The following is a 22,770-nucleotide window of genomic DNA, read 5'->3' as shown; positions in this document are numbered from 1 at the left end:
GGATTTTCTTGGGCAGGAGCTAACATCGCAAAGGTTTATAAGCAACGAACATGGCCACGTTCCACGTGAAAACACGCATAACGTTGCTGTGCATCAACTTGGGGTGCCAATCGGCGTTGTGTCGGGCAGTGCCTCAAAGAAATCAGTACCTGCAGCAACAACGCAGCTGATCCCATTTGGCCGTGTGACCAGAATTGTAAATGTTCCCGTTTCACCAGATGACCAGATTTCAACCAGTGATGAAGCTTGACGATTATTCTGCAAACCGCCTACGGTCAGTGTTTCAGAAAATTTGCTTTGCAATCGCTCAATCACCACCGAACGATCTGCACAATTCATCGCCCAGGCCGGGGGTGCTGTTGCTGCCATTCCAAAGACAATACAGGTGCTCAATAAACGCTTGAACATAACAAGCTCCTTTCGCTAGAGGTTCGTCTAAGCGAGAGCGCCACATGAGGGCGTGACCACTCTCATGAAATAAAGATGGGGTGCCTTCTGGCGTATTACAAACACACGCGGGCTCAAGTTTTTGTGGATACACCACCGTAAAACGCCTCGTAAAAGAACAACCCGGCGCTGTAATTTAAACTGAGGAAAGTAAAAAATGCCAACAACACCAAGAGCTTGGCAAAGGATGCTTTCAGGTCGCCGATTGGATCTATTGGACCCAACACCGGTTGATATTGAAATCGAAGATATTGCCCATGGATTGGCCTTTGTCGCGCGCTGGAATGGTCAAACACGCGGCGATTTTGCCTATTCAGTGGCTGAACACTCTCTCCTGGTTGAAACCTTATTCACCCGCCTCAATCCTAAAGCCCCAGTCAAATGGCAGCTTGCGGCATTGCTGCATGATGCTCCAGAATACGTCATTGGTGATATGATTTCACCCGTAAAGGCCGCTGTAGGACCGGATTATGGCATACTAGACGATCGCTTAATGGCCGCTATTCATATTCGATTTGGCCTACCCGCAATTTTACCGAAGACTGTCAAAGCGCAGATTAAACGCGCAGACAAAATCAGTGCGTGGATGGAAGCCGTGCAGATTGCCGGATTTTCAGAACAAGAAGCCAGCAAATTTTTTGGTCGCCCAAAACCCGAAATAATACAAGATCTGAAAATTGACCTACGCCCTCCTAAAGAGGTGAGATACGATTTTGTTTCAAGACATCAAGAGTTGCTCGAAGCGCTCTGATCCCCTTCCGAAGCCAAACGTGCGACGCGTCTGGCGCGGCGCTTTTGTCGCATCTCTCGAATAGCTTTTTTGCGGAATTCAGGCGATTCCACGAAATTTTCATCTTCGCGTATACCTTTTCGCCAAAGCAACTTGCGCCGTTCGCGGCTATTCAACGCAGGCCATTCGCTGTCAGCTGCTATAAACCCTTTCGCACTCAGTGCAATCGCAACCTTACTGTGGTCCAATTCGCCAAAGCTCAACCGGTTTGATTTTTGCTGATCAATCGGTAGCCATTCCGTGCGCAAAGCGTTTACGACGACCATACCGCAGCCAGTGAACGCAGAAACATTGTCCACCAATTGCTGGCTGGCTCCTGACATACGGCGCAAAATCATCGCCACCTTCTGATCAGAACGTCCGACCATCGCATAGAGATGCAGGGCAGAGCCATCCACTGCAACGATCTTATCTGCGGCCTTATACCGAGCGAGTTGCACATCAAGACTGTGATCTTGCGGATGGAAAATAGTGTATCCCTGTTCTTCTAGAAGAGTTTCAAGCTGCTCTTCCCCAAGTAACCCTCCCTTGCGCAGACCCAATTTGGAACGAGAAATATAAAGTTTGTCCGGACCTTCCGGCGCAATATCACACGCAAATCTGCTTTGAATAAAATTTCGAAACCGTTGTGTTCCAGAAATGATCTGTCCCAAACCATACCCTTGCCCCGGGACAATAAGCTCTTCAACACGCGTCGGCTGATTGGCAACCCGTATCGGCAATCCGGGTGCAATCAGATCAACAAACCGACGATGAAAACCACGGATTTCGGTTTCCTCACTAGGACGCTTCGGGATGAATAAGATACCATCTATATCTTTTGACAAGTCATCCAATGCCCAAAGGCGCGAGGTGCTTTCAACAAGGAAATGGCCAAAATGAGCCCATAGCACACCGCCCCACAGCCAACGCCCCGCAAGCTGATCGGGTACGTTTGAAGGGATGTCAGGTGGCGTCGTGATTGACCGATGCCGACGCCACAGAGCCCCGTGATCACAATAACTGCCATCTGCAGCCAATATTCCGGCAGGCTGTACCAAACCGCTAATCAGCGGCGGTACAACATAAGGAGAATTAAGTGTCACACATGTTTCAGACCAACCGCCTTCGGGAGATGGCTTATCATGTGCTCCCAAAGTGCGATCAGTCATTGTGTGCTCCTAACGTGGACTACGTTTTGCCAGAATACGCTGCAGCGTGCGCCTATGCATGTTTAACCTACGAGCAGTTTCTGAAACGTTGCGATCGCACAATTCGTAGATGCGCTGGATGTGCTCCCATCGGACGCGATCCGCGCTCATTGGGTTTTCTGGTGGCGGTGGTAATTCATCACCAGTTGCCAAAAGCGCGTTCATAATATCTGTCGCATCTGCAGGCTTGGACAGATAATCTGTTGCGCCAATTTTCACCGCAGCCACAGCGGTTGCAATAGCACCATATCCTGTCAGCACAACAATACGACTATCCGGTCGCCGCTCGCGTAATGCTTCCACAACATCCAGACCATTGCCATCATCTAATCGTAGATCCACAACTGCGTAGGCCGGAGGTCGCGCGGTTGCAATTGAAGTTCCTTCAGCAACAGAGCCAGCTGTTTCTACCTCAAATCCACGTTTTTCCATGGCTTTTGCCAAACGGCGTAGAAAAGGTTCGTCATCGTCAACCAATAAGAGGCTTTTATCGGCCCCAAGTGCCTCTGGATCAATATCTGCCATAGTCTCATCCTTTCCGCTGGCCGCGACGTTTGCCTTCTGAACGATATGTTTCAGTCTATCAAAAGGTCAAATCGCCGCGCTTGGCTCAGTCTGAATCAGGCATTTTCTAGAAAACAGCCAACTTTTTCTGCCATTTGTTCTGGCGTGTCCTCACGCCGGAAAAATTCAAGAAACCCGTGTTCAGGGGTTACTAGGTAGGTAAAGATAGAGTGGTCAACCAGATAATACTCTGGATCACCTTCCTGCTTTTTATAGTAAGTCTTATAAGCTTTGCTGGCCGTTTTGACCTGTTCAGCAGATCCGGTGAGACCAATCATCTTATCATGCAGATTAAAGGCAAAATCACCTACGACTTCTGGCGTGTCGCGCTCGGGGTCAATTGAAATGAAAATCGGGGTCACCGATTGTCCGTTTTCGGCCAGAACATCCACAGCATCAGAGTTGCGCGCCAGATCAAAGGGGCAGACATCCGGGCAAAACGTATACCCAAAGTAAATTAGAGATGGCTCAGTGATGACATCGGTGTGGGATACCGTCTCCCCCGAAGCATTGACAAGCTCAAACGGGCCACCAATCGCAGCTGCTCCACCTGCAATCTGACTGCTGCGACATTGCGCAAATTGATCCCTGTCACGCGATTGCGTTACATACCAAGCAGCCCCCATCGCGCCAACCGCCGCTGTTGCGGCCAAAATTGCAAAAAGTCGAGTCATTGCAGCACCTTTTAAGCCAGACCATTAGCCATTTCGAAAACTTCAAAAATGGTTCTGCCATGTCCTATCATGTATTTCCCAAGGTTCAACTGGAGCAAAGCGTCACATGAGCGAGAGCACCCCACCGTTAATGAACGGCCAAGAGCGCAGCAACTGGATCCGTCTCAGCACATTGACGCTCTTGCGATGGGTTGCGATTTTTGGCCAGCTGACAGCTTTGTTTATCGGACAATGGCTTTATGGTCTGCAGTTACCTTTGGGATTGTGCTTTCTGGCAATCGGAACCTCAATCGTCAGCAATCTAGCGGCAACCTTTATGTTTCCCGCAAACAAACGCCTGACGGAATATCAGAATTTTTTGATGGTAATGTTTGACCTTCTGCAGCTGACATTCCTTTTGTATCTGACAGGCGGACTTAACAATCCTTTTGCTCTCTTGGTTCTGGGGCCTGTAACCATCTCAGCCTCGACCCTGGGATTGCGTTCTGCGCTTGCGATTGGTGGATCAGCTGTCGCCCTTGTCACACTTTTACTGCCATTTCATTTGGAACTGGTTCTGACAGATGGCAGTGAATTGGTACTCCCTGAAATCTTTATGTTCGGAAATTGGATCGCGATTGTCATCGCTATTCTCTTCAACGGCGCATATTCCTATCGGATTAACTCAGAAATCCGGTCAATGTCAGATGCTTTGTCTGCAACCCAAATGGCCTTATCTCGTGAGCAGAAACTGACTGATCTCGGAGGGGTTGTCGCCGCAGCGGCGCATGAATTGGGCACGCCACTTGCAACGATTAAACTTGCAAGCTCGGAACTGGCTGAAGAACTGGAAACACGTCCCGAATTGCAAGAAGACGCAATACTCATCCGGGATCAAGCTGACCGTTGTCGTGATATTCTGCGTGATATGGGACGGGCCGGTAAATCTGATCTCCATATGCAACAAGCTCCCTTGTCAGCGGTGCTAGACGAAGCCGCCGAACCGCATATGACCCGCGGCAAAAAAATCCACATCGAAGTGGCCGCACTTTACAGCCAATACAGTGATCAACCCAATATTCTGCGCAAACCTGAAATCATCCACGGCATTCGCAATCTAATCCAGAACGGGGTAGATTTTGCCCGTGGAAACGTATGGGTCGAGGCCAGCTGGAGCGATGAGAGCATTTCAGTCAAAATAAGTGACGACGGCGTAGGCTACCCTTCTCACCTCCTTGGTCGAATCGGCGATCCATTTGTGCGCAAAAGACGCAGCGAGACTGACCGGCGCCAGCGGCCAGAATATGAAGGTATGGGGCTTGGTCTTTTTATCGCCAAAACGCTTCTGGAACGCAGCGGCGCGCAACTGCAATTTGCCAACGGCTCAGATCCATTTCAAACACTGTTGCCCAATACAATCCGCCGCGGTGCCATCGTTCAGGTCTCATGGCCGCGGCATAAAATTGATGCGATTGAGGGAGATCAGGCGCTTCCTTTGGGCAAAAACAAGAAAATCGTAGTCTAATTATTTATTTTTCATCAACCAATTAAACTTCGTTTAACCATTATGAACAACGATGTATGAAACAACGAACTGATCGAGGCAGGATAATGCAGGACATCGTTTCAATAGAATGGATCATACTGGCAGCACTATGTACCGCAACTGCTGCGGTCGCAGTCTGGTGGCTCTCGCCTACCTCTGGTGCAAAATCCATGGAACATGATCTGCTACTCGGCGATGGGCGCACGGACGCGGTTTTTCTCTTTGATGAAAACACGCTGATCGGCTGGTCTTCTGGAGCAAAGAAATTCATCGGTGACCGAACTGATGATTTCAACTGGAGCAGTCTACGCGATCAATTGGCCCGCAGTTATCCCGGCCTACCACAGTCTCCTAACTTCTTAAAAGATGTCGGCCCTCTTGTCCTTTCGGGCACCGCAAACGCCGACAGCCGCGAGGCGCATTGCGAATGGATTGACGGCATCACGCGCGTTCAATTGCGTCGCAGCACAATAGAAGAACAAAACAAATCTCTGGATCAAGAGCTGACAACATTGCGTGCGGCAGTGCATCAGGCTCCTTACCCTGTTTGGTTGCAATCAGATGAAGGTGACGTAACCTGGACCAATATTGCCTATGATGATCTCAGCAATAAAATCCGTGGTCGCGATGTGGACTTTGAGGTGCCTTTGTTCACCGACTTAGAAGAGCCCAAAGCAAGTGGTCGTCCAGAGCGTATCTCTATCCCTTTGCCAGAAATGGAAAAAAAGCTGTGGTATAATGTATCGACCACAGAAACCGAAGCGGGCTGGCTGTGTCATGCCGTCGATGTGAATGCTGTGGTTGATGCAGAGGTTGCCCAGCGCAATTTTGTACAAACGCTTGCGAAAACCTTCGCACAGCTCTCGATCGGTCTCGCGATTTTTGACCGGAACCGACAGCTGGTTTTGTTCAATCCGGTATTAATTGACCTTACAGCGCTGCCTGCAAGCTTTCTCAGCTCGCGCCCAAATATGCTGACCTTTTTTGACCGTCTTCGGGATCAACGCATGATGCCTGAACCAAAGAACTATTCCAGCTGGCGCCACCAAATGGCGGACCTGCTAGAAGCAGCTGCTGAAGGTCGATATCAGGAGACATGGTCCATGCCATCAGGATCAGTTTATGCCGTCTCAGGTCGTCCACACCCAGATGGGGCAATCGCCTTCTTGTTCGAGGACATCACCGCAGAAATCACTCTGACACGTCAATTCCGTTCTGAGCTGGAAGTCGGTCAATCGATCATGGATCACATGGACGAAGCAATCGCCGTATTCAGCAAAGATGGCACCATGTCTTTCTCAAATGAAGTGTACCACAAGATGTGGAACATGGATCCAGATTCAAGCTTTGCGAAAGTGTCAATCGTAGATGCTTGCCGCGTGTGGCAAGATAAGTCTGTTGCAACATCGACCTGGGGATCGATCCGCGACTTTACTCTTGGTACCGAAAATCGGGATCCTTGGTGGTGTAATGTGCAAACACGAAGTGGAGATCATTTGATCTGTCAGGTTTGCGCTTTGCAAAACGGTGCAACTATGGTGCGTTTTAAATCCGCCGATACCCCGACGCTTCCCTTGGAACAACAGCGCTTTACTGCCATCGCTGGCCAATCTTAAGGACCGAGTGACTTGCAGCTTTTGCGCCACAAAGTCATTGTGGCGCCATGACAAATCACGCTGCATCTCTTGCTTTGAATTCGCCTGAACAGACAGAAGATCTGGCGCGCCTTTTTGCAGGCGCGCTTTTACCTGGGGATTGTCTTTTACTGGAAGGTCAGATTGGCGCAGGTAAAACATTCTTTGCACGCACTCTCATACAATCGCTGCTCCCCCTTCCCGAAGACGTCCCCTCTCCCACCTTCACCCTGGTGCAAATCTATGACGGACCAGACAGCGAAATCTGGCACAGCGATCTTTATCGTCTATCCTCATTGGAAGAAGTCGAAGAGTTAGGCCTGTTTGAAGCATTTGATCACGCAATCACTTTGGTAGAGTGGCCAGAAAAACTTGCGGAACTCACCCCCGGACATGCGTTAAGAATGCGCTTTTCGCTCTCGGACAGTGATGAAAATGCACGTGCGCTTTCCTTACATTGGCAAGATCCCAAATGGGATCGCTTGATCGCGCAGGCCACATCATGACAGATCGCAATCACCTGAAACGCAGCTTTCTGGAAACAACACCCTGGCGCGAGGCTATACCGTCATACCTTGCTGGTGATGCCTCCAATCGCAGCTACGAACGGTTACAGCTTGGCGCAACGACAGCCGTTTTGATGGATGCGCCACCAAAACACGGCGAAGATATCCGCCCATTTGTGAAAATCGCTCAGCATCTTGTAAAACATGGCTTTAGCGCGCCTAGAATTCTGGCCGAAGATCCTGACAACGGTTTTTTGCTCCTCGAAGATCTGGGAGATACGCGCTTTAAAGAGGTGATCGAAAACGATGAAGCAAAAGAGCTTCATCTTTATACGGCTGCGACAGAGGTCCTGATTGCGTTGCGCAACACGCCTTTACCTGCCGGTTTAGCCACTTACGATGCACATCACCTCACACAGATGTGTGATTTGGCATTTACCCACTACCGCACTCCAATTTGGGGGAGTGATCCAGCGTTGTGGCAATTATTTACTGAAACGTTCCAACCTCTTATGGAACACATCACGGTGGCACCAAAAGTGTTAGCCCAGCGCGATTTTCATGCTGAAAACCTGATCTGGCTACCTGAGCGGAGCGGCAAGGCAAATGTCGGGCTGTTAGATTTTCAGGATGCTTTTGTAGGGCATGCGGCCTATGATCTCGTGTCGCTGTTGCAGGACGCCAGACGCGATGTATCCCCTACATTGGAACGTCAAATGATCACGCATTACATTGCACAAACGGGTATCGAGGCTCAATCCTTTGAAACCGCGTATTGGCGTTTGGGTGTGCAACGCAACATCCGGATCATGGGTGTTTTTGCACGGTTATCACAGCAGTATAATAAGCCAAAATACCTGCAGTTCATACCGCGAGTTTGGCGCTATATCTGCCGCGGGTTGGACCAGCCTGCCTTACATCCTATAGCTGATATTTTACGTGTCGCGCTTCCTGAACCAACGCCCGAGACATTGGAAAAACTACAACCATGACCGATCATACTCCTAAGTCCGTAATGCTATTTGCGGCGGGCTTTGGCACACGCATGCGTCCTTTAACGCTTGAAATGCCAAAACCCATGGTCCCCGTTGCAGGACGTCCGCTGATAGATCACGCATTGGATCTGATCGATCAATTTGGTGCCGACATCATCGTGGCCAACACCCATTACCTACCGGCCCCGCTACACCAACATCTGGAACCAAAAGGCGTGGAAATCAGTCACGAAGCCTCTGAAATTCTGGATACCGGTGGGGGCCTGCGCAATGCTTTGCCTTCGCTGGGCCCCAATCCGGTGTTTACCGTTAATCCAGATGTCATTTGGAAAGGGGAAAACCCGCTCAGCTGCGCAGCCAAAGCCTGGGATCCATCGCAAATGGACGCACTCTTGGTTTGTGTGCCCATAAAGCGCTGCGTGGGCCGTAGAGGCACTGGTGATTTCTCGGTCACAAATACGGGCGCGTTGATCCGTGGTGGGAACCTGGTCTATAGCGGTGTGCAAATCCTCAAAACAGATCTGCTGAAAGACATCCCTGAAACGTCCTTTTCGCTCAATGTTGTGTGGGACATGATGGCACAGGAAAACAGACTCTATTCCGTCGAATATCCCGGCTTTTGGTGTGATGTTGGAACACCCGAAGGTATCACGCAAGCTGAAGACTTAATGGCCAAAAATGTTTGATCCAAGCGCGCTGCCCCGACTGTTTGCCGTCCCCTGCGGTGTAGACTTTCCACGCGCCCTTGTGCATGGTCTGGTTGCGCGCACACGCCATTTGCCACCACAGGAACTGGCACGTGCTGAAGTGATCGTAAACACCGCCCGTATGAAGCGACGCGTGCGACAATTGTTCGATGCAGGCCCAGCGCTGTTGCTCCCAAAACTGTCACTCTTGGCGGATCTGTCCCAACAAGCAACATTGAATGGGTTGCCTCCTGCGCTTCCACCCCTTCGGCGGCGATTAGAACTCTCCCAACTGATTGCGAAGTTACTGGATGCACAGCCTGATCTTGCAGCGCGTGCTTCGCTTTATGACCTCTCGGACAGTCTGGCGGAATTGATTGACGAAATGCAGGGCGAAGGAGTGAGCACCGATACAATCCGAACCCTTGATGTATCTGACATGTCAGGACATTGGGCACGGGCGCAGGCGTTTATTGGTATCGCAGATGAATTTGTTGCACTGCACGATGGCGCAATGGATTCACAGGCGCGCCAACGCCAAATGGTAGAAAACCTAATCCACCAATGGCAGGTTTCCCCACCACAACATCCCATTATCCTGGCCGGCTCCACCGGTTCACGTGGAACAACCTTGATGCTGATGGAGGCCATAGCCCGCCTGCCACAAGGCGCAATCATTCTTCCCGGTTATGATTTCGATCAACCAGATGCCGTTTGGGCAGGTTTGGATGATCCGCTCATTTCAGAAGACCACCCACAATATCGATTTCACAAGATGATGCGCGATCTAGAGATGGAACCGAAAGATGTTCAGCTCTGGACCAAGGAACAGCCTCCCTCACCTGCACGCAATCGTCTGGTTTCTCTCGCCCTGCGCCCGGCCCCAGTCACAGATGCTTGGATGAGCGAGGGACCAAAGCTCAAAGATCTCGACCATGCCACACAAAACCTAACGCTGGTGGAGGCGCCAAGCCCTCGCGCAGAGGCACTGGCGATTGCATTGCGCTTACGAAAAGCCGCAGAAGATGGACAAACCGCTGCGTTAATTACCCCGGATCGTATGTTAACGCGTCAGGTTTCTGCGGCCTTGGATCGCTGGAATATTCTGCCAGATGATTCTGCAGGCCTCCCTTTGCAACTCTCGCCACCAGGGCGGTTCTTACGCCATGTTGCCGGGCTGTTTTGTCGGCCATTGACACCAGATGCGCTATTTACTCTCCTCAAACATCCGCTGTGCCATGATGGCGGCGCGCGTGGAGATCACCTGCGTCATACGCGGGAACTAGAACTGCATATGCGCCGCAATGGGCCACCTTTCCCAGATGGCGAAAGCTTTGCCGCTTTTGGGATGGAGCGCGATCTCATCCCCGGCTGGATCCAATGGTTAACCGGCTGTTTTAACGAGAAAACCCAGAAACACGCGCTCCCGCTTACAATGTGGGTCAACAAATTGCGGGAATTGGCCGAACAGCTCTCAACAGGCAGCGCGGACGAAGGATCCGGCACGCTTTGGGATCAAAAGGCTGGTCGTGAAGCGCTGAAAGTGATCGAAACCCTTACCGCTGAGGCCCCCTTTGGAGGCGAGATGTCCGCGCAGGATTTTGCCGATCTGTTGGGTGCTTTGCTGAGCCAAGGAGAAGTGCGCGACAGGGACGCACCCTATGGATCAATTATGATTTGGGGCACACTAGAAGCACGTGTTCAGGGCGCAGACCTCGTCATCCTTGGCGGCTTGAACGAAGGCAGCTGGCCCGAAGCAGCCGCGCCAGATCCATGGTTGAACCGCCAATTGCGCAATCAGGCTGGGCTTTTGCTGCCTGAACGTCGGATTGGTCTGGCGGCTCATGACTTTCAGCAAGCCATCGCCGCGCCTGAAGTCTGGCTAACCCGTGCAGAACGGTCTGACGAATCCGACACGGTTCCCTCGCGCTGGTTGAACCGGATGACAAACCTTTTGTCAGGCCTGCCAGATCTGCACGGCCCTCAGCTTCTGTCTGAAATGCGCGCGCGCGGTCAAACATGGCTGGGTTGGGCGGATGTATTGGAAACACCGCGTCCGGCGCCAGCGGCACCCCGCCCCGCTCCCTGCCCCCCAGTAAGCGCTCGACCCCGCCGGTTGACCATAACGGAAATACCGCGTCTGATCCGCGACCCGTATGCTATTTACGCAAAACATGTGTTGCGCCTGAAACCATTGGATTCTCTGGTACAGAAACCTGATGCCCTGTTACGCGGTATTGTCGTTCATGAGGTGTTTGAAACCTTCATTAAAGACACGCTTGCAAACCCGGATGCGTTGCATTCAGACAATCTGATCACAGCAGCCCATCAGCTTTTGGCTGAACATGTTCCGTGGCCCATTGCTCGCACCTTATGGCTGTCGCGTATCAAACGCATTGCAGATGAATTTATCCAAGCGGAAAAAGAACGCCAACGCCGCGCACGCCCCGTTGCATTTGAAGCCAAAGGAGAGGCGAGGCTGGAACCGCTTGATTTCACCATCGCCTGCCGTGCTGACCGAATAGATATGGATGATCGCGGTTTCCTGCATTTGTATGACTACAAAACAGGGGCTCCGCCTTCTGAAGCCCAACAGAAGAAATTTGAAAAACAGCTCTTGATTGAAGCGGCAATGGCTGAAGAAGGTGCATTTGCAGATCTTGGCCCATCCGAAGTCCAGCGCGCACTTTTCATTGGTTTAGGCAGCAGCCTAAAAGAGGTTCGCGCCCCCTTGGATGAACAACCGCCGGCAAAAATCTGGACAGAGCTTAAATCTCTCATCGAGGCCTATTTTGATCCAAACCAGGGATATTCCAGTCGGCGTATGGTGCACCGAGACGATATCGCCGGCGATTATGACCATCTTGCAAGATTTGGCGAATGGGATCGAAGCTCTGAGGCGAAACAGGAACACCTGACATGACTGCACGCGACGCTGCATCCGAGGCGCAATTCCGCGCAGCCCGGCCTGATGCCTCCACCTGGCTTGCTGCTAATGCCGGTTCAGGCAAAACCAAGGTTCTAACCGACCGTGTAGCACGCCTGCTTTTAAAAGGCGTGCAACCCCAACATATTTTATGTCTCACCTACACCAAGGCCGCTGCCAGCGAGATGCAGAACCGGCTGTTCAAACGGTTGGGCGAATGGGCAATGTTACCCGATAACGCATTGATCGGTGCCTTGACGGATCTAGGGGCCGAAGATGTTATTACGCCTGATGGGCTGGCACAGGCCCGCACCTTGTTTGCGCGCGCGATTGAAACACCCGGTGGCTTGAAAATTCAGACGATCCACTCCTTTTGTTCGTCTCTGTTGCGACGCTTCCCCCTAGAGGCTGGTGTCAGCCCACAATTCTCTGAAATGGAAGAACGAGCAGCGACGTTATTGCAGGCTGAAGTGGTGGAAGATCTTGCGAGAGGTGAGCAAGCTGATTTAGTCGAAGCACTCGCGCCACATGTTGCAGGCAGCGATTTTCAAACGATCACGGCCGCCATCTGCCAGCGCCGCGCCGCGTTTGAAATACCGCTATCACGCGCAGAACTGTGCGCTCTGTTCGATGTGCCCAGCGATTTTGACGCAACCGCACTAGAGGCGCGCGTTTTCTGCGGGGGGGAGGCTGATGTTATCAACCAGCTGCGCAATGCGCTATCTGCAGGGGGAACAACGGACCAAAAAGCCGCTACAAAACTGCAAGGTATCAGTCATCCAACGTTGGCAGACTTACCCGTATTAGAGTCCGTTTTTCTAACCGGAGCTTCTGCCAAATCTCCCTTTAGCGCCAAGATAAACAGCTTTCCAACAAAGAAGATCCGCGAAGCCAATCTAAGCCTGATGGATCAGTTGGAACCCTTCATGCGCCGTGTTGAAGAGGCCCGTGCCAACCGGCTTGCACTGGTTGCAGTAAATAAATCTCATAAGCTGCATGCATTTGCAGCGGCCTTCTTGCCCGAATACGAGCGACGTAAACAGCGTCGCGGTTGGCTGGATTTTGATGATCTGATCCTCAAAGCACGTCAATTACTGAACGATCCAGCCGTTGCCGCTTGGGTGCTTTATCGTCTGGATGGTGGCATCGATCACATTCTGGTGGATGAGGCCCAAGACACAAGCCCCGTACAATGGGACGTGATTGAAAAGCTGGCGCAGGAATTCACAGCCGGCGAGGGCGCGCGATCTGGAGTGGAACGCACGATCTTTGTGGTCGGCGACATGAAGCAATCTATCTATTCGTTCCAAGGCGCAGATCCAGATGCGTTCTTACGTATGCAGGCGGAATTTTCTGACCGGCTTGCAGAAACTGGACCCGGTTTGCAAAATGCAGCGCTGGAGTTCTCGTTTCGATCCTCGGCAGCCATTTTGGGATTGGTTGATCAGGTCTTCAAAGACAGCCCCCGCGCCGGCTTTCACAAAGACGCGCTGCATCGCGCTTTTAAATCCGATCTTCCGGGTCGGGTGGACGTCTGGCCGTTGGTTCAAAAGGTTGATGAGGACGATGACCGGGATTGGACCGATCCTGTTGATCGCCCCGGCGCGCGTCATCATACTGTTATATTGGCGGAACGCATTGCCGGCGAAATTCGTGCGATGATCGATTCCGGTGTCACAATTCCCGAAGATGGGGCTGCGCGCGGGACCTTTCAGCGTCGTCCGGTGCAACCGGGTGATTTTCTGATTTTGGTACAACGCCGCTCAGAATTGTTTTCTGAAATCATCCGTTCCTGCAAAGCTGCAAACCTGCCCATCGCCGGCGCCGATCGGCTAAAAGTCGGCGCTGAACTTGCGGTAAAAGACATTGCAGCGCTGCTGTCTTTCCTCGCAACACCCGAAGATTCGCTGTCTCTTGCAGCGGCGCTAAAATCTCCGCTGTTTGGCTGGAGCGAACAACAGCTTTTCGATCTCGCCCACCGCCGGGAAAGCAAATATTTATGGACCGCACTACGCGATCGCGCGGATGAATTTCCCGACACACTTGTCATTATCAACGACCTGCGAGATCAAACAGACTTTTTGCGCCCGTTTGATTTGATCGAACGTATTCTGACCCGGCACAAGGGTCGTATAAATCTTCTGGGCCGGCTTGGAGCAGAAGCTGAAGACGGGATAAACGCTCTGTTGTCGCAAGCCCTGGCATATGAACGTACAGACATTCCCAGTCTCACAGGCTTTTTGGTTTGGATGCAGGCTGATGAGCTTGAAATCAAGCGCCAGATGGGGGCCGCCGGCAATATGATCCGTGTGATGTCTGTACACGGGTCCAAAGGGCTGGAAGCCCCGATTGTGATTCTGCCGGATACAGCCAAACGCCGTGCGCCCAGTGATGATGAAATCATGCTCGCACAGGGGGCACCCTTGTGGAAACTGCCGAAAGAACAAATGCCGCCTGCAATGCTGGAGGCACGGAATACAGCACAGGAAAAGCTGCACAATGAACGGTTGCGGCTGCTTTATGTGGCACTGACGCGGGCAGAAAAATGGCTGATCGTAGCTGCGGCGGGTGAATTATCCAAAGAGGGTGACAGCTGGTATCAAATGGTCGAACAAGGTGCACAGGAACGTGGCGCAGTGGAGCTTTCGATACATGGCGACACAGGATTACGCCTTGAGCATGGTGATTGGGATGGTTTGCCGCTTGTAACGCCCGAAGTGCACAACATTGAAAAGCCGGAATTACCCGCCGTATTCACCTATGCTGCCCCAGACTATTCTCCTGAGGCATCAACTGTGTCCCCGTCTGACCTTGGTGGAGCAAAAGCATTGCCGGGTGAGCTAGGCCAAGATGAAGACGCTGCCAAAGCGCGCGGTAGTCAGCTACACCTGCTGCTAGAACATCTACCTAGGCGTGCTGTTGAAGATTGGCCAACCCTTGCTGCTGCGTTAATTTCCGACACAGAAATCTTACCCGACCTTTTGTCTGAAGCAACATCCGTAATTACGAATCCGGATCTGACTGAAATTTTTGCTACAGATACCTTATGTGAAGTCCCGATCACCGCTGATACGGACGGCGCACGAATGCATGGCGTGATTGATAGATTGGTTATCACCGACGAATATATTTTGGCCGTTGATTTCAAATCAAATGCACATGTGCCCAGCGACAGTGATCACTGTCCACTTGGATTATTGCGCCAAATGGGTGCTTATGCACATGCTTTAAAACAGATTTTTCCAGATAAACCGATCAAAACAGCTTTGATCTGGACACGCACAGCGACGTTGATGCACTTGCCTCACGACCTGGTGTCCAATGCATACTTCCAGCGTCTGGAACCTTGACGATTGTGGATGGGCTACCTAGGTTCCCCATCAGTTGCCCACTCATATTGGAGACATGCGCATGTCCACCGTAGCCGTCACTGACGATACATTTGACGCCGAAGTCAAAAACTCATCCGTTCCTGTAGTCGTAGATTTCTGGGCCGAATGGTGCGGTCCGTGCAAACAAATCGGGCCGGCTCTGGAAGAGCTTGCCGCTGAATATGGCGATAAGGTGAAAATCGCCAAAGTTGATGTAGACAACAATCCTAATGCAGCCGCTGCAATGGGCGTACGTGGCATCCCCGCGTTGTTTATTTTCAAAGATGGTCAGGTCATTTCCAACCGCGCTGGCGCTGCCCCCAAAGCGGCATTGCAAAGCTGGATTGATGAATCCATCTAAGTAAATCGCTTAAAATTCTCGAAAGGCGTCCTTTGGGGCGCCTTTTTGTCTTTTGCTTAGAGGCATAAAAGACCCTCTAAACACAAAAAAGCCACCCAAAGGGTGGCTCTTCGTGGTCAATCAGAAATCTCTTATTGGATTTCGATGTGATACTCGGTCAAACCGATGTCTTCCAATTGAGCCTTTGTCAGCTCGGAAAGAGCATTGCGGGTTTTACGTGCGTCATTCCAAGAAACAACAGCCTGAACAAGCGAAGAGAAAAAACTCACCGAACGGATTTCATTGACTGCTCCGAATGGCGCGGTGTGTTGTGCGATGTAAGCCATAGTGCGCTTCCTTTTTTGAAACAGCCGACCCTGCGTCGGTTGTGAGCCCTACTTAGGAGCTCCAGCTGAGTCTCACAATTGCCCGTTATTCAGCCCCGCATTGCAGTCAGTGCATAGCATTTGTGCAGTTTGTAAACTTTTCATCAAAAGCAATAAGTGGCCAATTCTTTCAAACTTCTCAGCCATTGAATCTCAGGTCTCTTGTACCAACTGTCGCTTGGTTCCATATAGAAGCCAATAAAAGCGGAGACGATTATGGCAGACGAGCAATTCCCGGGCTGGCACGGTACAACGATCATTGGTGTCAAAAAGGATGGCGAAGTGGTTATCGCCGGCGACGGGCAGGTATCTTTGGGACAAACTGTGATCAAAGGCACCGCACGCAAAGTGCGCCGCCTCTCTCCCGGTGGCCATGAGGTAGTTGCAGGCTTTGCCGGCTCCACTGCAGATGCCTTTACGCTATTGGAGCGTCTGGAAACCAAATTGGAAGCAACGCCTGGTCAATTGGCACGCGCCAGCGTTGAATTGGCCAAAGACTGGCGCACCGACAAATACCTACAAAAGCTGGAAGCAATGCTGATCGTGACGGACGGCAAAGATCTCTTTGTAATCACAGGTGCCGGCGATGTGCTTGAACCAGAACACAATGTGGCTGCTATCGGATCAGGCGGAAACTTTGCACTGGCTGCCGCCCGTGGCATGATGGAAAGCGATAGATCAGCCGAAGATGTTGCGCGCGACGCCATGGCAATAGCAGCGGATATTTGTGTTTACACCAATGGCAAACTTACCGTGGAGCGCATCAAAGTATGATTTCACAGGATGATCTTCGCGCTGCTGTCGGCTCGGGCTTGTTATCTGAGGCACAAGCCGCATCGCTACAAGCACTGGCACACAGCCGCACCGGTGCACGTGAAGGTCTGCGCGAAGGAGATGAACCGTTTGAGCTGTTCAAAGGCTTCAACGAGATCTTTATCGTCATCGGATTGATCATTCTGGCAAGCGGTTGGATCGCCTTCACCGGTCTCTCACTTGTGGGACAGATTGGCGGTTTTCAAGATAAAATCATTTGGTCAGCACTCCTTGGCGCGGGTATTTTATGGGGCTTGTCCGAGTATTTTATTCGCCGGCGACGGATGGTCGCGCCAGCAATTGCCCTATCGATCCTGTTTGCAGGCAACGCTGGGTCTGGTCTTGGTTCTTTCTTTGCTGAACCCTTTATGATTGCACAGCAGGATTATTCCAGCCTGTCGATACCACTGGGTCTTACGACCCTATCTGTGTTCGTATTCTGGCTCAGATTCAAAGTTCCCTTTGCGATGGCTTTGATCGCGCTTGGTGGGTTTACACATGCGCTTCTCTTGGCTGGGCTGCAAGCCGGTGCACCAGAACAATTCAGTGATCTGTTCCTTTTGTCTGCCAATGGACCTTTTGCCTTGGTGACACTTGCCCTTGGCCTTGTCGTCTTTGCCATCGCAATGTGGTTTGATCTAAGCGACCCACATCGGGTTACACGTCGATCTGCACAGGGGTTCTGGCTGCATGTTGTCGCAGCCCCTGCCCTTGTGAACACGCTTGCGCTGTCTTTGATGAATCAGGAAACCGCTGCTGCTGATATACTCCTCTTAGGTGTTCTCGCACTCTTCGCACTTGTCGCCATTGTGATCGACCGGCGCTCCTTCTTGATTGCCGCAATCGGATATATCGTCACGCTGGCCTCTACCGTCTTTGATGGGGAGGGTACCGCCGTGACTGTTCTGGCCCTTGGTGTATTTCTTGTTGCGCTTGGGGCATTCTGGACCCGTATCCGCGCAGCTCTGCTTTCACTTTTTTCGGGTATTCTGCCGATCCATCGGCTGCCCCCCTCTCACTAACTTGGGATGCTTATGACTGATCTCACTCCTCGCGAAATCGTCTCGGAACTAGACCGTTTCATTATTGGCCAAAACGAAGCAAAACGAGCTGTTTCTGTAGCCTTACGCAACCGCTGGCGACGCAAACAACTGCCTGATGATTTACGCGATGAAGTCTACCCCAAGAACATTCTGATGATTGGGCCCACTGGTGTTGGTAAAACCGAAATTTCACGCCGGCTGGCAAAGCTTGCGCGTGCTCCTTTTTTGAAAGTTGAAGCAACCAAATTCACAGAAGTCGGCTATGTCGGCCGCGACGTAGAACAGATTGTGCGCGATCTTGTAGACACCGCTATCCTGCAAACCCGTGAATTGATGCGCGAAGACGTAAAAGTCAAAGCGCACAAAGCTGCCGAGGATCGTGTCCTGGCTGCAATCGCCGGCGAAGATGCACGATCCGCCACGCTTGATATGTTCCGCAAAAAACTAAAGTCCGGCGAGCTGGATGATACGGAAATCGAGCTTGATCTGGCGGATACCTCAAACCCCATGGGTGGCATGTTTGAAATACCGGGACAGCCTGGCGCAAATATGGGCATGATGAACCTTGGCGATTTATTTGGAAAAGCCATGGGCGGGCGCACCACCCGGAAAAAGATGACGGTTGCACAAAGCTACGACATCTTGATTGGAGAAGAAGCGGACAAGCTTTTGGATGATGAAACCGTCACCAAAACCGCTCTTGAATCCGTTGAGCAAAACGGCATCGTATTCTTGGATGAAATCGACAAGGTCTGCGCTCGATCAGATGCGCGCGGTGGGGATGTCAGCCGTGAAGGGGTCCAACGGGATTTGTTACCGCTGATCGAAGGCACCACTGTCAGCACCAAACATGGACCAGTGAAAACCGATCATATCCTGTTTATCGCATCCGGTGCGTTCCACATCGCCAAACCATCAGATCTCTTGCCTGAATTACAAGGCCGTTTACCGATCCGCGTGAACCTACGCCCCCTCACAGAAGAAGATTTTGTCCGCATTCTGACAGAAACCGACAACGCGCTGACCCGCCAGTACACAGCCTTGATGGGCACCGAAGAGGTTGTCGTAGATTTCACAGAAGATGGAATTGCGGCTCTTGCTAAAATCGCAGCCGAGGTGAATCAAACCGTCGAAAATATCGGTGCACGCCGTCTTTACACCGTAATTGAACGCGTCTTTGAAGAGCTTTCCTTTAGCGCACCAGACCGTGGCGGTGAAACTGTCAAAGTTGATGCTGACTTTGTGCGCAAAAATCTGGGAGAACTGTCACGCTCTTCAGATCTGAGTCGTTACGTACTGTAGCGACCCAAAACTAGCGACTGCGGCGGAGATAAACATAATAAGCCCCATCTCCGCCGTGGCTGATATGAGCCGGCGTCACCTGCAACACAACCTGTACCAACGGTGGCAAGGCAAGCCATTGCGGCACATTGTGGCGCAGCACACCACGCGGCACTGGGATTGGTCCCGGCTCGTCCCGGTCTTTTCCCTTACCCGTTACCACCAAAACCAAACGTTTTCCTGCAGCATGTGACCTTAGGATAAATCCCGTAAGGGCAGGGTGGGCCGTATCAATCCGCATACCATGCAGATCCAACTTTCCTTCGGGTTTTAGCTTACCCCGTTTCAGTTTGCGAAACGCTTTATCGTCCATCTTAACAGGGTGCGCTGCAAGCGCACTGGCAACGGCAGGTTTTAGACGATGGCCCGTCGTGGATGGTGTTGCCTTACTCCCGACCTTAAAAACTTCAAAAAGTGGCGGCTCAACCGGCTGCTTTTTCTTGCCCTGCTTTGATGCCGTTGGCAGATCTGCAGACACACTTGGGCGTTCTGGATGCAACCGCTCTGTTTGACGCGCGACCTGCTTCCACAGATCAAGCTCTTCTTCGGTCAGTTTTCGGCGTGTCATTCAAAGGTCTTCCGGCAGCAGCGCATAGGCCCGTTGGATGGGCAGTAACACAAACATGCGGCCAGGATCACGCAGCTTTCCGGCCTCTTGGCCTGCTTGGTTCCCCGTTCCGATAAAAATATCTGCCCTCTGTGCCCCTTTGATTGCTGATCCAGTATCCTGAGCAATCATCAATTGCCGCACATGACGTGCGCCATCCTTTTCAACCCAAACCGGCGCGCCCAAGGGCGTATATGAGGGATCAATAGCAACGCTACGCATTGCAGTGATCGAGCGATTCATCGCGCCTAGAGGCCCTTTGCTGGATTTTACTCCAGTGACTTCGCGAAAAAACACGTATGTTGGATTGTGAAACAACAGCTCACGGCCGGCCGCAGGATTACGTTTCACCCAGTTCTGGATCACCTGCGCGCTGACCTGATGCGCATTGTAGATACCGCGACGTACCAACTCTTGCCCGATGGATCGATAATTATGTCCATTTGCCCCACCATATCCTACGCGAATAACGCGGCCATCAGGAAGACGAATACGTCCTGATCCCTGAATCTGAAGAAAGAACAATTCAACTGGATCATCTACCCAGGCTATCTCTAGCCCGCGCCCTTCCATAACGCCGCTTGTCAGAATCTGGCGCCGCGTTAGCCACGTCCCTGCACGACGGGCTTCGGCGGGCATTTTATAGACCGGATATTGATACCGCCCACCACGATAACGCGATCCACGCAGTTCAGGTTCAAAATACCCCGTGAACAAAGCTTGTTTGCCGTCTTCGATCAGAACAGGACGAAAGAAGAGTTCAAAAAAAGAACGTGCGGCCGATGGCGGTTGCTGTTGGGCCAATGCGCAAAGCGATTGCCAATCTGAGGCTTTTAGATCCCGGCAAGTTTCTAAAAAAGCCCCCAAAGCTTTTTCATGATCATCCTGTGCCCACCCGTCAAGCTGATCAAAGGATGCCAATCTATAAGATGTCTCAGCGCGCACTTCGGATGTGGCCCAAAGGGCTGCACCGCAAAGCGCTGCGGTGCCCAAGGCCTTCCGAAATGCAGAGATCATGCGTCTGTTGAAACCAATTGCCAGTTTGGATCATCACCGCCCATATTACGCGCAAAGACCCAAGTGTCTTTTTGCTTTTTGACAGTTTTTGCATCACCTTCAACAACATTGCCATCACGATCATATACAACCGAGGTCAGCTCGCCGACAAACCGCATTGTGACTTCCGCCATGCGTGTGGTCTCATCAAAGGTCGCATTCAGCAATGTGGTTTCACGCACACCGATAAAGTTTGCCTCGATAGACAAACCCTGATCTTCGCGCTGTGATACAGCTTCGACAAAGCTTTCAAAGATGTCTTCGGCAATAAAAGGCTGAATATCGTTCAGTTCACCGTTTTCAAAACCCATCAGGATCATTTCATAGGCTCCACGGGCGCCTTGAACAAAATCGCTGACACCAAATCCGGGTTCAACCCGCTTCATCGCTGCCAAAGCGTCGGCTTGTGCGCTGCCTTCCGCAACATGATCTGTAATATCATTATCCGGTCCACCTTCGATCACCTCTAGATCAGGTTGACCACGGCGGCTTGTTGGTTCGGGCATACGGGGTTTTTCAAAACCATCTCGAGTGCCTAAAACACTTCTCAGGCGTAGAAACAGGAAGATGGCAATGCCGGCCAGAACCAAAATCGAAACCATAGGAGATTCCATATTTACCTCATGCTGGGTGTTCGTGCTTTGTTTGAAACCCGAAGGCTCTGCTCTTATGTAGGGGACAGGGTAGAGCAAGTCTACCTTAGCACGCATCAACTAAGGAAACCCTGATGTATCTTTTTTTGGCCTTTTTGTTGGTTCCAGTGATCGAAATCGCTCTGTTTATTCAGGTTGGCGGCTTAATCGGCCTGTGGCCCACCCTTTTAATCGTTATTCTAACAGCGGTTCTGGGCGCAAAATTGGTAAAAGCGCAGGGACAAATGGCAATGGGTCAGATGCGCAACTCATTTCAAACCCTATCTGATCCCGCTGAACCTTTGGCACATGGCGCCATGATCCTTTTTGCCGGCGCATTATTGCTGACACCTGGCTTTTTTACGGATGCTGTGGGATTCACGCTTCTGGTCCCAAAGGGCCGTGAAGCCATCTATAAATTTCTGCGTAAACGGATCAACGTGGCGAAATTTCAAATGGGTTCTCAAGAGTTTCACAGCCAAAACAGCGGTTTTAAACCAAATACGCGACCTCAAGGTCGTGATGACGTGATTGATGGTGACTTTGAAGATCTGACACCACATCATGATCCCAATACTCCTTCAAAATGGGTTGACCACGAGAAGTAAGCCTCATTCACACAGCGCTTCCGCAACCGTTGAGATATGGATGTCAAACTGTTAAGCAAACGGCAAATTTATCGTTTAGGAGCTAAACATGGCCGAAGAAAATGGCGCCGCAGAACCCGCACAGGCGCAACAACAGCCACAAGTACAAATGAACATCTTGGGCCAATATATCCGTGACATGTCATTTGAAAACGTCATGGCACAAAAAGGCACCGGTGGTGATGTTCAACCTGATGTGAACGTACAGGTTGCGCTCGATGCGAAAAAACGCTCGGCTGAAAACCAATACGAAGTCATCACCAAACTGACGATTACCTCTAAAAACAAAGCCGACGAAAACACCCTGTTCATGTTGGAGCTGGAATATGTTGGTATTTTCAACATCGCCGGCATCCCAGAGGACCAAATGCACCCGTTCTTGATGATCGAATGCCCACGGATGCTGTTTCCATTCCTGCGTCGCATTGTGTCAGACATCACTCGTGACGGCGGTTTCCCTCCTCTCAATCTCGACAACATCGATTTTGTGGCAATCTACCGGAATGAATTGGCACGCCGCCAACAAGCTGCAGCAACGGCTCCGGCCGCACAGGCCTAAAAATTCACGTTAATTATGGAAACGCTGCTGTTTTTTCA

Annotated in this window: 22 protein-coding genes; 14 read left to right on the top strand and 8 right to left on the bottom strand. The window is 51.4% G+C overall.

The genetic code is table 11. The features are described from left to right. Positions 1-93 precede the first annotated feature (93 nt). Positions 94-408: a hypothetical protein gene (locus BLP79_RS17210; protein WP_090220936.1), complete on the bottom strand. Its 315-nt coding sequence runs from the start codon at positions 406-408 to the stop codon at positions 94-96. 196 nt (positions 409-604) lie between these two features. Between BLP79_RS17210 and BLP79_RS17205 the strand changes: the two genes are divergently transcribed. Next, positions 605-1,198 (top strand): HD domain-containing protein, encoded by a 594-nt coding sequence (locus tag BLP79_RS17205; RefSeq protein ID WP_090220935.1) that lies wholly within the window; start codon positions 605-607, stop codon positions 1,196-1,198. Here BLP79_RS17205 and BLP79_RS17200 read toward each other — a convergent pair. From BLP79_RS17200 to BLP79_RS17190, 3 genes are all read right to left on the bottom strand, one after another. After that, complete coding sequence (locus BLP79_RS17200; RefSeq protein WP_090220934.1) at positions 1,174-2,388, bottom strand: glycosyltransferase 61 family protein; 1,215 nt, start codon at positions 2,386-2,388, stop codon at positions 1,174-1,176. The two genes, BLP79_RS17205 and BLP79_RS17200, sit on opposite strands and share 25 nt — an antisense overlap. Positions 2,389-2,397: 9 nt before the next feature. Continuing rightward, positions 2,398-2,952, bottom strand: a complete 555-nt coding sequence (locus BLP79_RS17195) for an ActR/PrrA/RegA family redox response regulator transcription factor (protein WP_090220933.1) — start codon at positions 2,950-2,952, stop codon at positions 2,398-2,400. Between the two features lie 95 nt (positions 2,953-3,047). Beyond that, positions 3,048-3,665 (bottom strand): SCO family protein, encoded by a 618-nt coding sequence (locus tag BLP79_RS17190; protein ID WP_090220932.1) that lies wholly within the window; start codon positions 3,663-3,665, stop codon positions 3,048-3,050. 106 nt (positions 3,666-3,771) lie between these two features. Between BLP79_RS17190 and regB the strand changes: the two genes are divergently transcribed. The 8 genes from regB to trxA all read left to right on the top strand — a co-directional run bounded on the left by regB (position 3,772) and on the right by trxA (position 15,669). Next, the gene (gene regB, locus BLP79_RS17185) at positions 3,772-5,169 is read left to right on the top strand and encodes a sensor histidine kinase RegB (protein ID WP_090220931.1); all 1,398 of its coding nucleotides are present in this window, start codon (positions 3,772-3,774) and stop codon (positions 5,167-5,169) included. Between the two features lie 86 nt (positions 5,170-5,255). Then, the gene (locus BLP79_RS17180; RefSeq protein WP_090220930.1) at positions 5,256-6,806 is read left to right on the top strand and encodes a PAS-domain containing protein; all 1,551 of its coding nucleotides are present in this window, start codon (positions 5,256-5,258) and stop codon (positions 6,804-6,806) included. Between the two features lie 47 nt (positions 6,807-6,853). After that, on the top strand, positions 6,854-7,330 hold the full coding sequence (tsaE, locus tag BLP79_RS17175; RefSeq protein WP_090220929.1) for a tRNA (adenosine(37)-N6)-threonylcarbamoyltransferase complex ATPase subunit type 1 TsaE: 477 nt from the start codon (positions 6,854-6,856) through the stop codon (positions 7,328-7,330). Then, positions 7,297-8,322, top strand: a complete 1,026-nt coding sequence (locus BLP79_RS17170) for an aminoglycoside phosphotransferase family protein (RefSeq protein WP_232716603.1) — start codon at positions 7,297-7,299, stop codon at positions 8,320-8,322. The genes tsaE and BLP79_RS17170 overlap by 34 nt, the downstream gene beginning before the upstream one ends. Then, complete coding sequence (locus BLP79_RS17165) at positions 8,319-9,011, top strand: nucleotidyltransferase family protein (RefSeq protein WP_232716605.1); 693 nt, start codon at positions 8,319-8,321, stop codon at positions 9,009-9,011. Before BLP79_RS17170 ends, BLP79_RS17165 begins: the two co-directional genes overlap by 4 nt. Beyond that, positions 9,004-11,934 (top strand): double-strand break repair protein AddB, encoded by a 2,931-nt coding sequence (gene addB, locus BLP79_RS17160; protein WP_090220928.1) that lies wholly within the window; start codon positions 9,004-9,006, stop codon positions 11,932-11,934. The genes BLP79_RS17165 and addB overlap by 8 nt, the downstream gene beginning before the upstream one ends. After that, entirely contained in the window at positions 11,931-15,287 is a 3,357-nt protein-coding gene (gene addA / locus BLP79_RS17155; RefSeq protein ID WP_090220927.1) for a double-strand break repair helicase AddA, read from the top strand. Before addB ends, addA begins: the two co-directional genes overlap by 4 nt. Positions 15,288-15,348: 61 nt before the next feature. Next, positions 15,349-15,669 carry a thioredoxin gene (trxA, locus tag BLP79_RS17150; protein WP_090220926.1) on the top strand — a complete coding sequence of 107 codons (321 nt, stop codon included), beginning with the start codon at positions 15,349-15,351 and terminating at the stop codon, positions 15,667-15,669. 131 nt (positions 15,670-15,800) lie between these two features. On the opposite strand, the gene BLP79_RS17145 is transcribed toward trxA, so the two are convergent. Further along, positions 15,801-15,995 carry a DUF1127 domain-containing protein gene (locus BLP79_RS17145; protein WP_090220925.1) on the bottom strand — a complete coding sequence of 65 codons (195 nt, stop codon included), beginning with the start codon at positions 15,993-15,995 and terminating at the stop codon, positions 15,801-15,803. Positions 15,996-16,250: 255 nt separating this feature from the next. Here BLP79_RS17145 and hslV point away from each other — a divergent pair, with 255 nt between their 5' ends. From hslV to hslU, 3 genes are read left to right on the top strand one after another with little or no spacing between them, the layout of a single operon-like run. Continuing rightward, positions 16,251-16,808: an ATP-dependent protease subunit HslV gene (hslV, locus tag BLP79_RS17140; RefSeq protein ID WP_090220924.1), complete on the top strand. Its 558-nt coding sequence runs from the start codon at positions 16,251-16,253 to the stop codon at positions 16,806-16,808. Next, complete coding sequence (locus tag BLP79_RS17135; protein WP_090220923.1) at positions 16,805-17,869, top strand: hypothetical protein; 1,065 nt, start codon at positions 16,805-16,807, stop codon at positions 17,867-17,869. The genes hslV and BLP79_RS17135 overlap by 4 nt, the downstream gene beginning before the upstream one ends. A 12-nt stretch (positions 17,870-17,881) precedes the next feature. Then, complete coding sequence (gene hslU, locus BLP79_RS17130; protein WP_090220947.1) at positions 17,882-19,192, top strand: ATP-dependent protease ATPase subunit HslU; 1,311 nt, start codon at positions 17,882-17,884, stop codon at positions 19,190-19,192. 10 nt (positions 19,193-19,202) lie between these two features. Here the strand turns inward: hslU and BLP79_RS17125 are convergent, their stop codons facing one another. From BLP79_RS17125 to BLP79_RS17115, 3 genes are read right to left on the bottom strand one after another with little or no spacing between them, the layout of a single operon-like run. Continuing rightward, entirely contained in the window at positions 19,203-19,799 is a 597-nt protein-coding gene (locus BLP79_RS17125) for a Smr/MutS family protein (RefSeq protein ID WP_090220922.1), read from the bottom strand. Then, the gene (mltA, locus tag BLP79_RS17120) at positions 19,800-20,855 is read right to left on the bottom strand and encodes a murein transglycosylase A (RefSeq protein WP_090220921.1); all 1,056 of its coding nucleotides are present in this window, start codon (positions 20,853-20,855) and stop codon (positions 19,800-19,802) included. Continuing rightward, entirely contained in the window at positions 20,852-21,508 is a 657-nt protein-coding gene (locus tag BLP79_RS17115; protein WP_090220920.1) for a Tim44/TimA family putative adaptor protein, read from the bottom strand. The genes mltA and BLP79_RS17115 overlap by 4 nt, the downstream gene beginning before the upstream one ends. Positions 21,509-21,621: 113 nt before the next feature. Here BLP79_RS17115 and BLP79_RS17110 point away from each other — a divergent pair, with 113 nt between their 5' ends. Continuing rightward, entirely contained in the window at positions 21,622-22,134 is a 513-nt protein-coding gene (locus BLP79_RS17110; RefSeq protein WP_090220919.1) for an FxsA family protein, read from the top strand. A gap of 88 nt (positions 22,135-22,222) precedes the next feature. Then, positions 22,223-22,732 carry a protein-export chaperone SecB gene (gene secB / locus BLP79_RS17105; protein WP_090220918.1) on the top strand — a complete coding sequence of 170 codons (510 nt, stop codon included), beginning with the start codon at positions 22,223-22,225 and terminating at the stop codon, positions 22,730-22,732. Positions 22,733-22,770: the final 38 nt, after the last annotated feature.

Source organism: Epibacterium ulvae (assembly GCF_900102795.1).
Taxonomy (GTDB): Bacteria; Pseudomonadota; Alphaproteobacteria; order Rhodobacterales; family Rhodobacteraceae; genus Epibacterium; species Epibacterium ulvae.
Note: the sequence above shows the minus strand (reverse complement) of the source record. Positions and strands in the feature narration are given on the sequence as shown.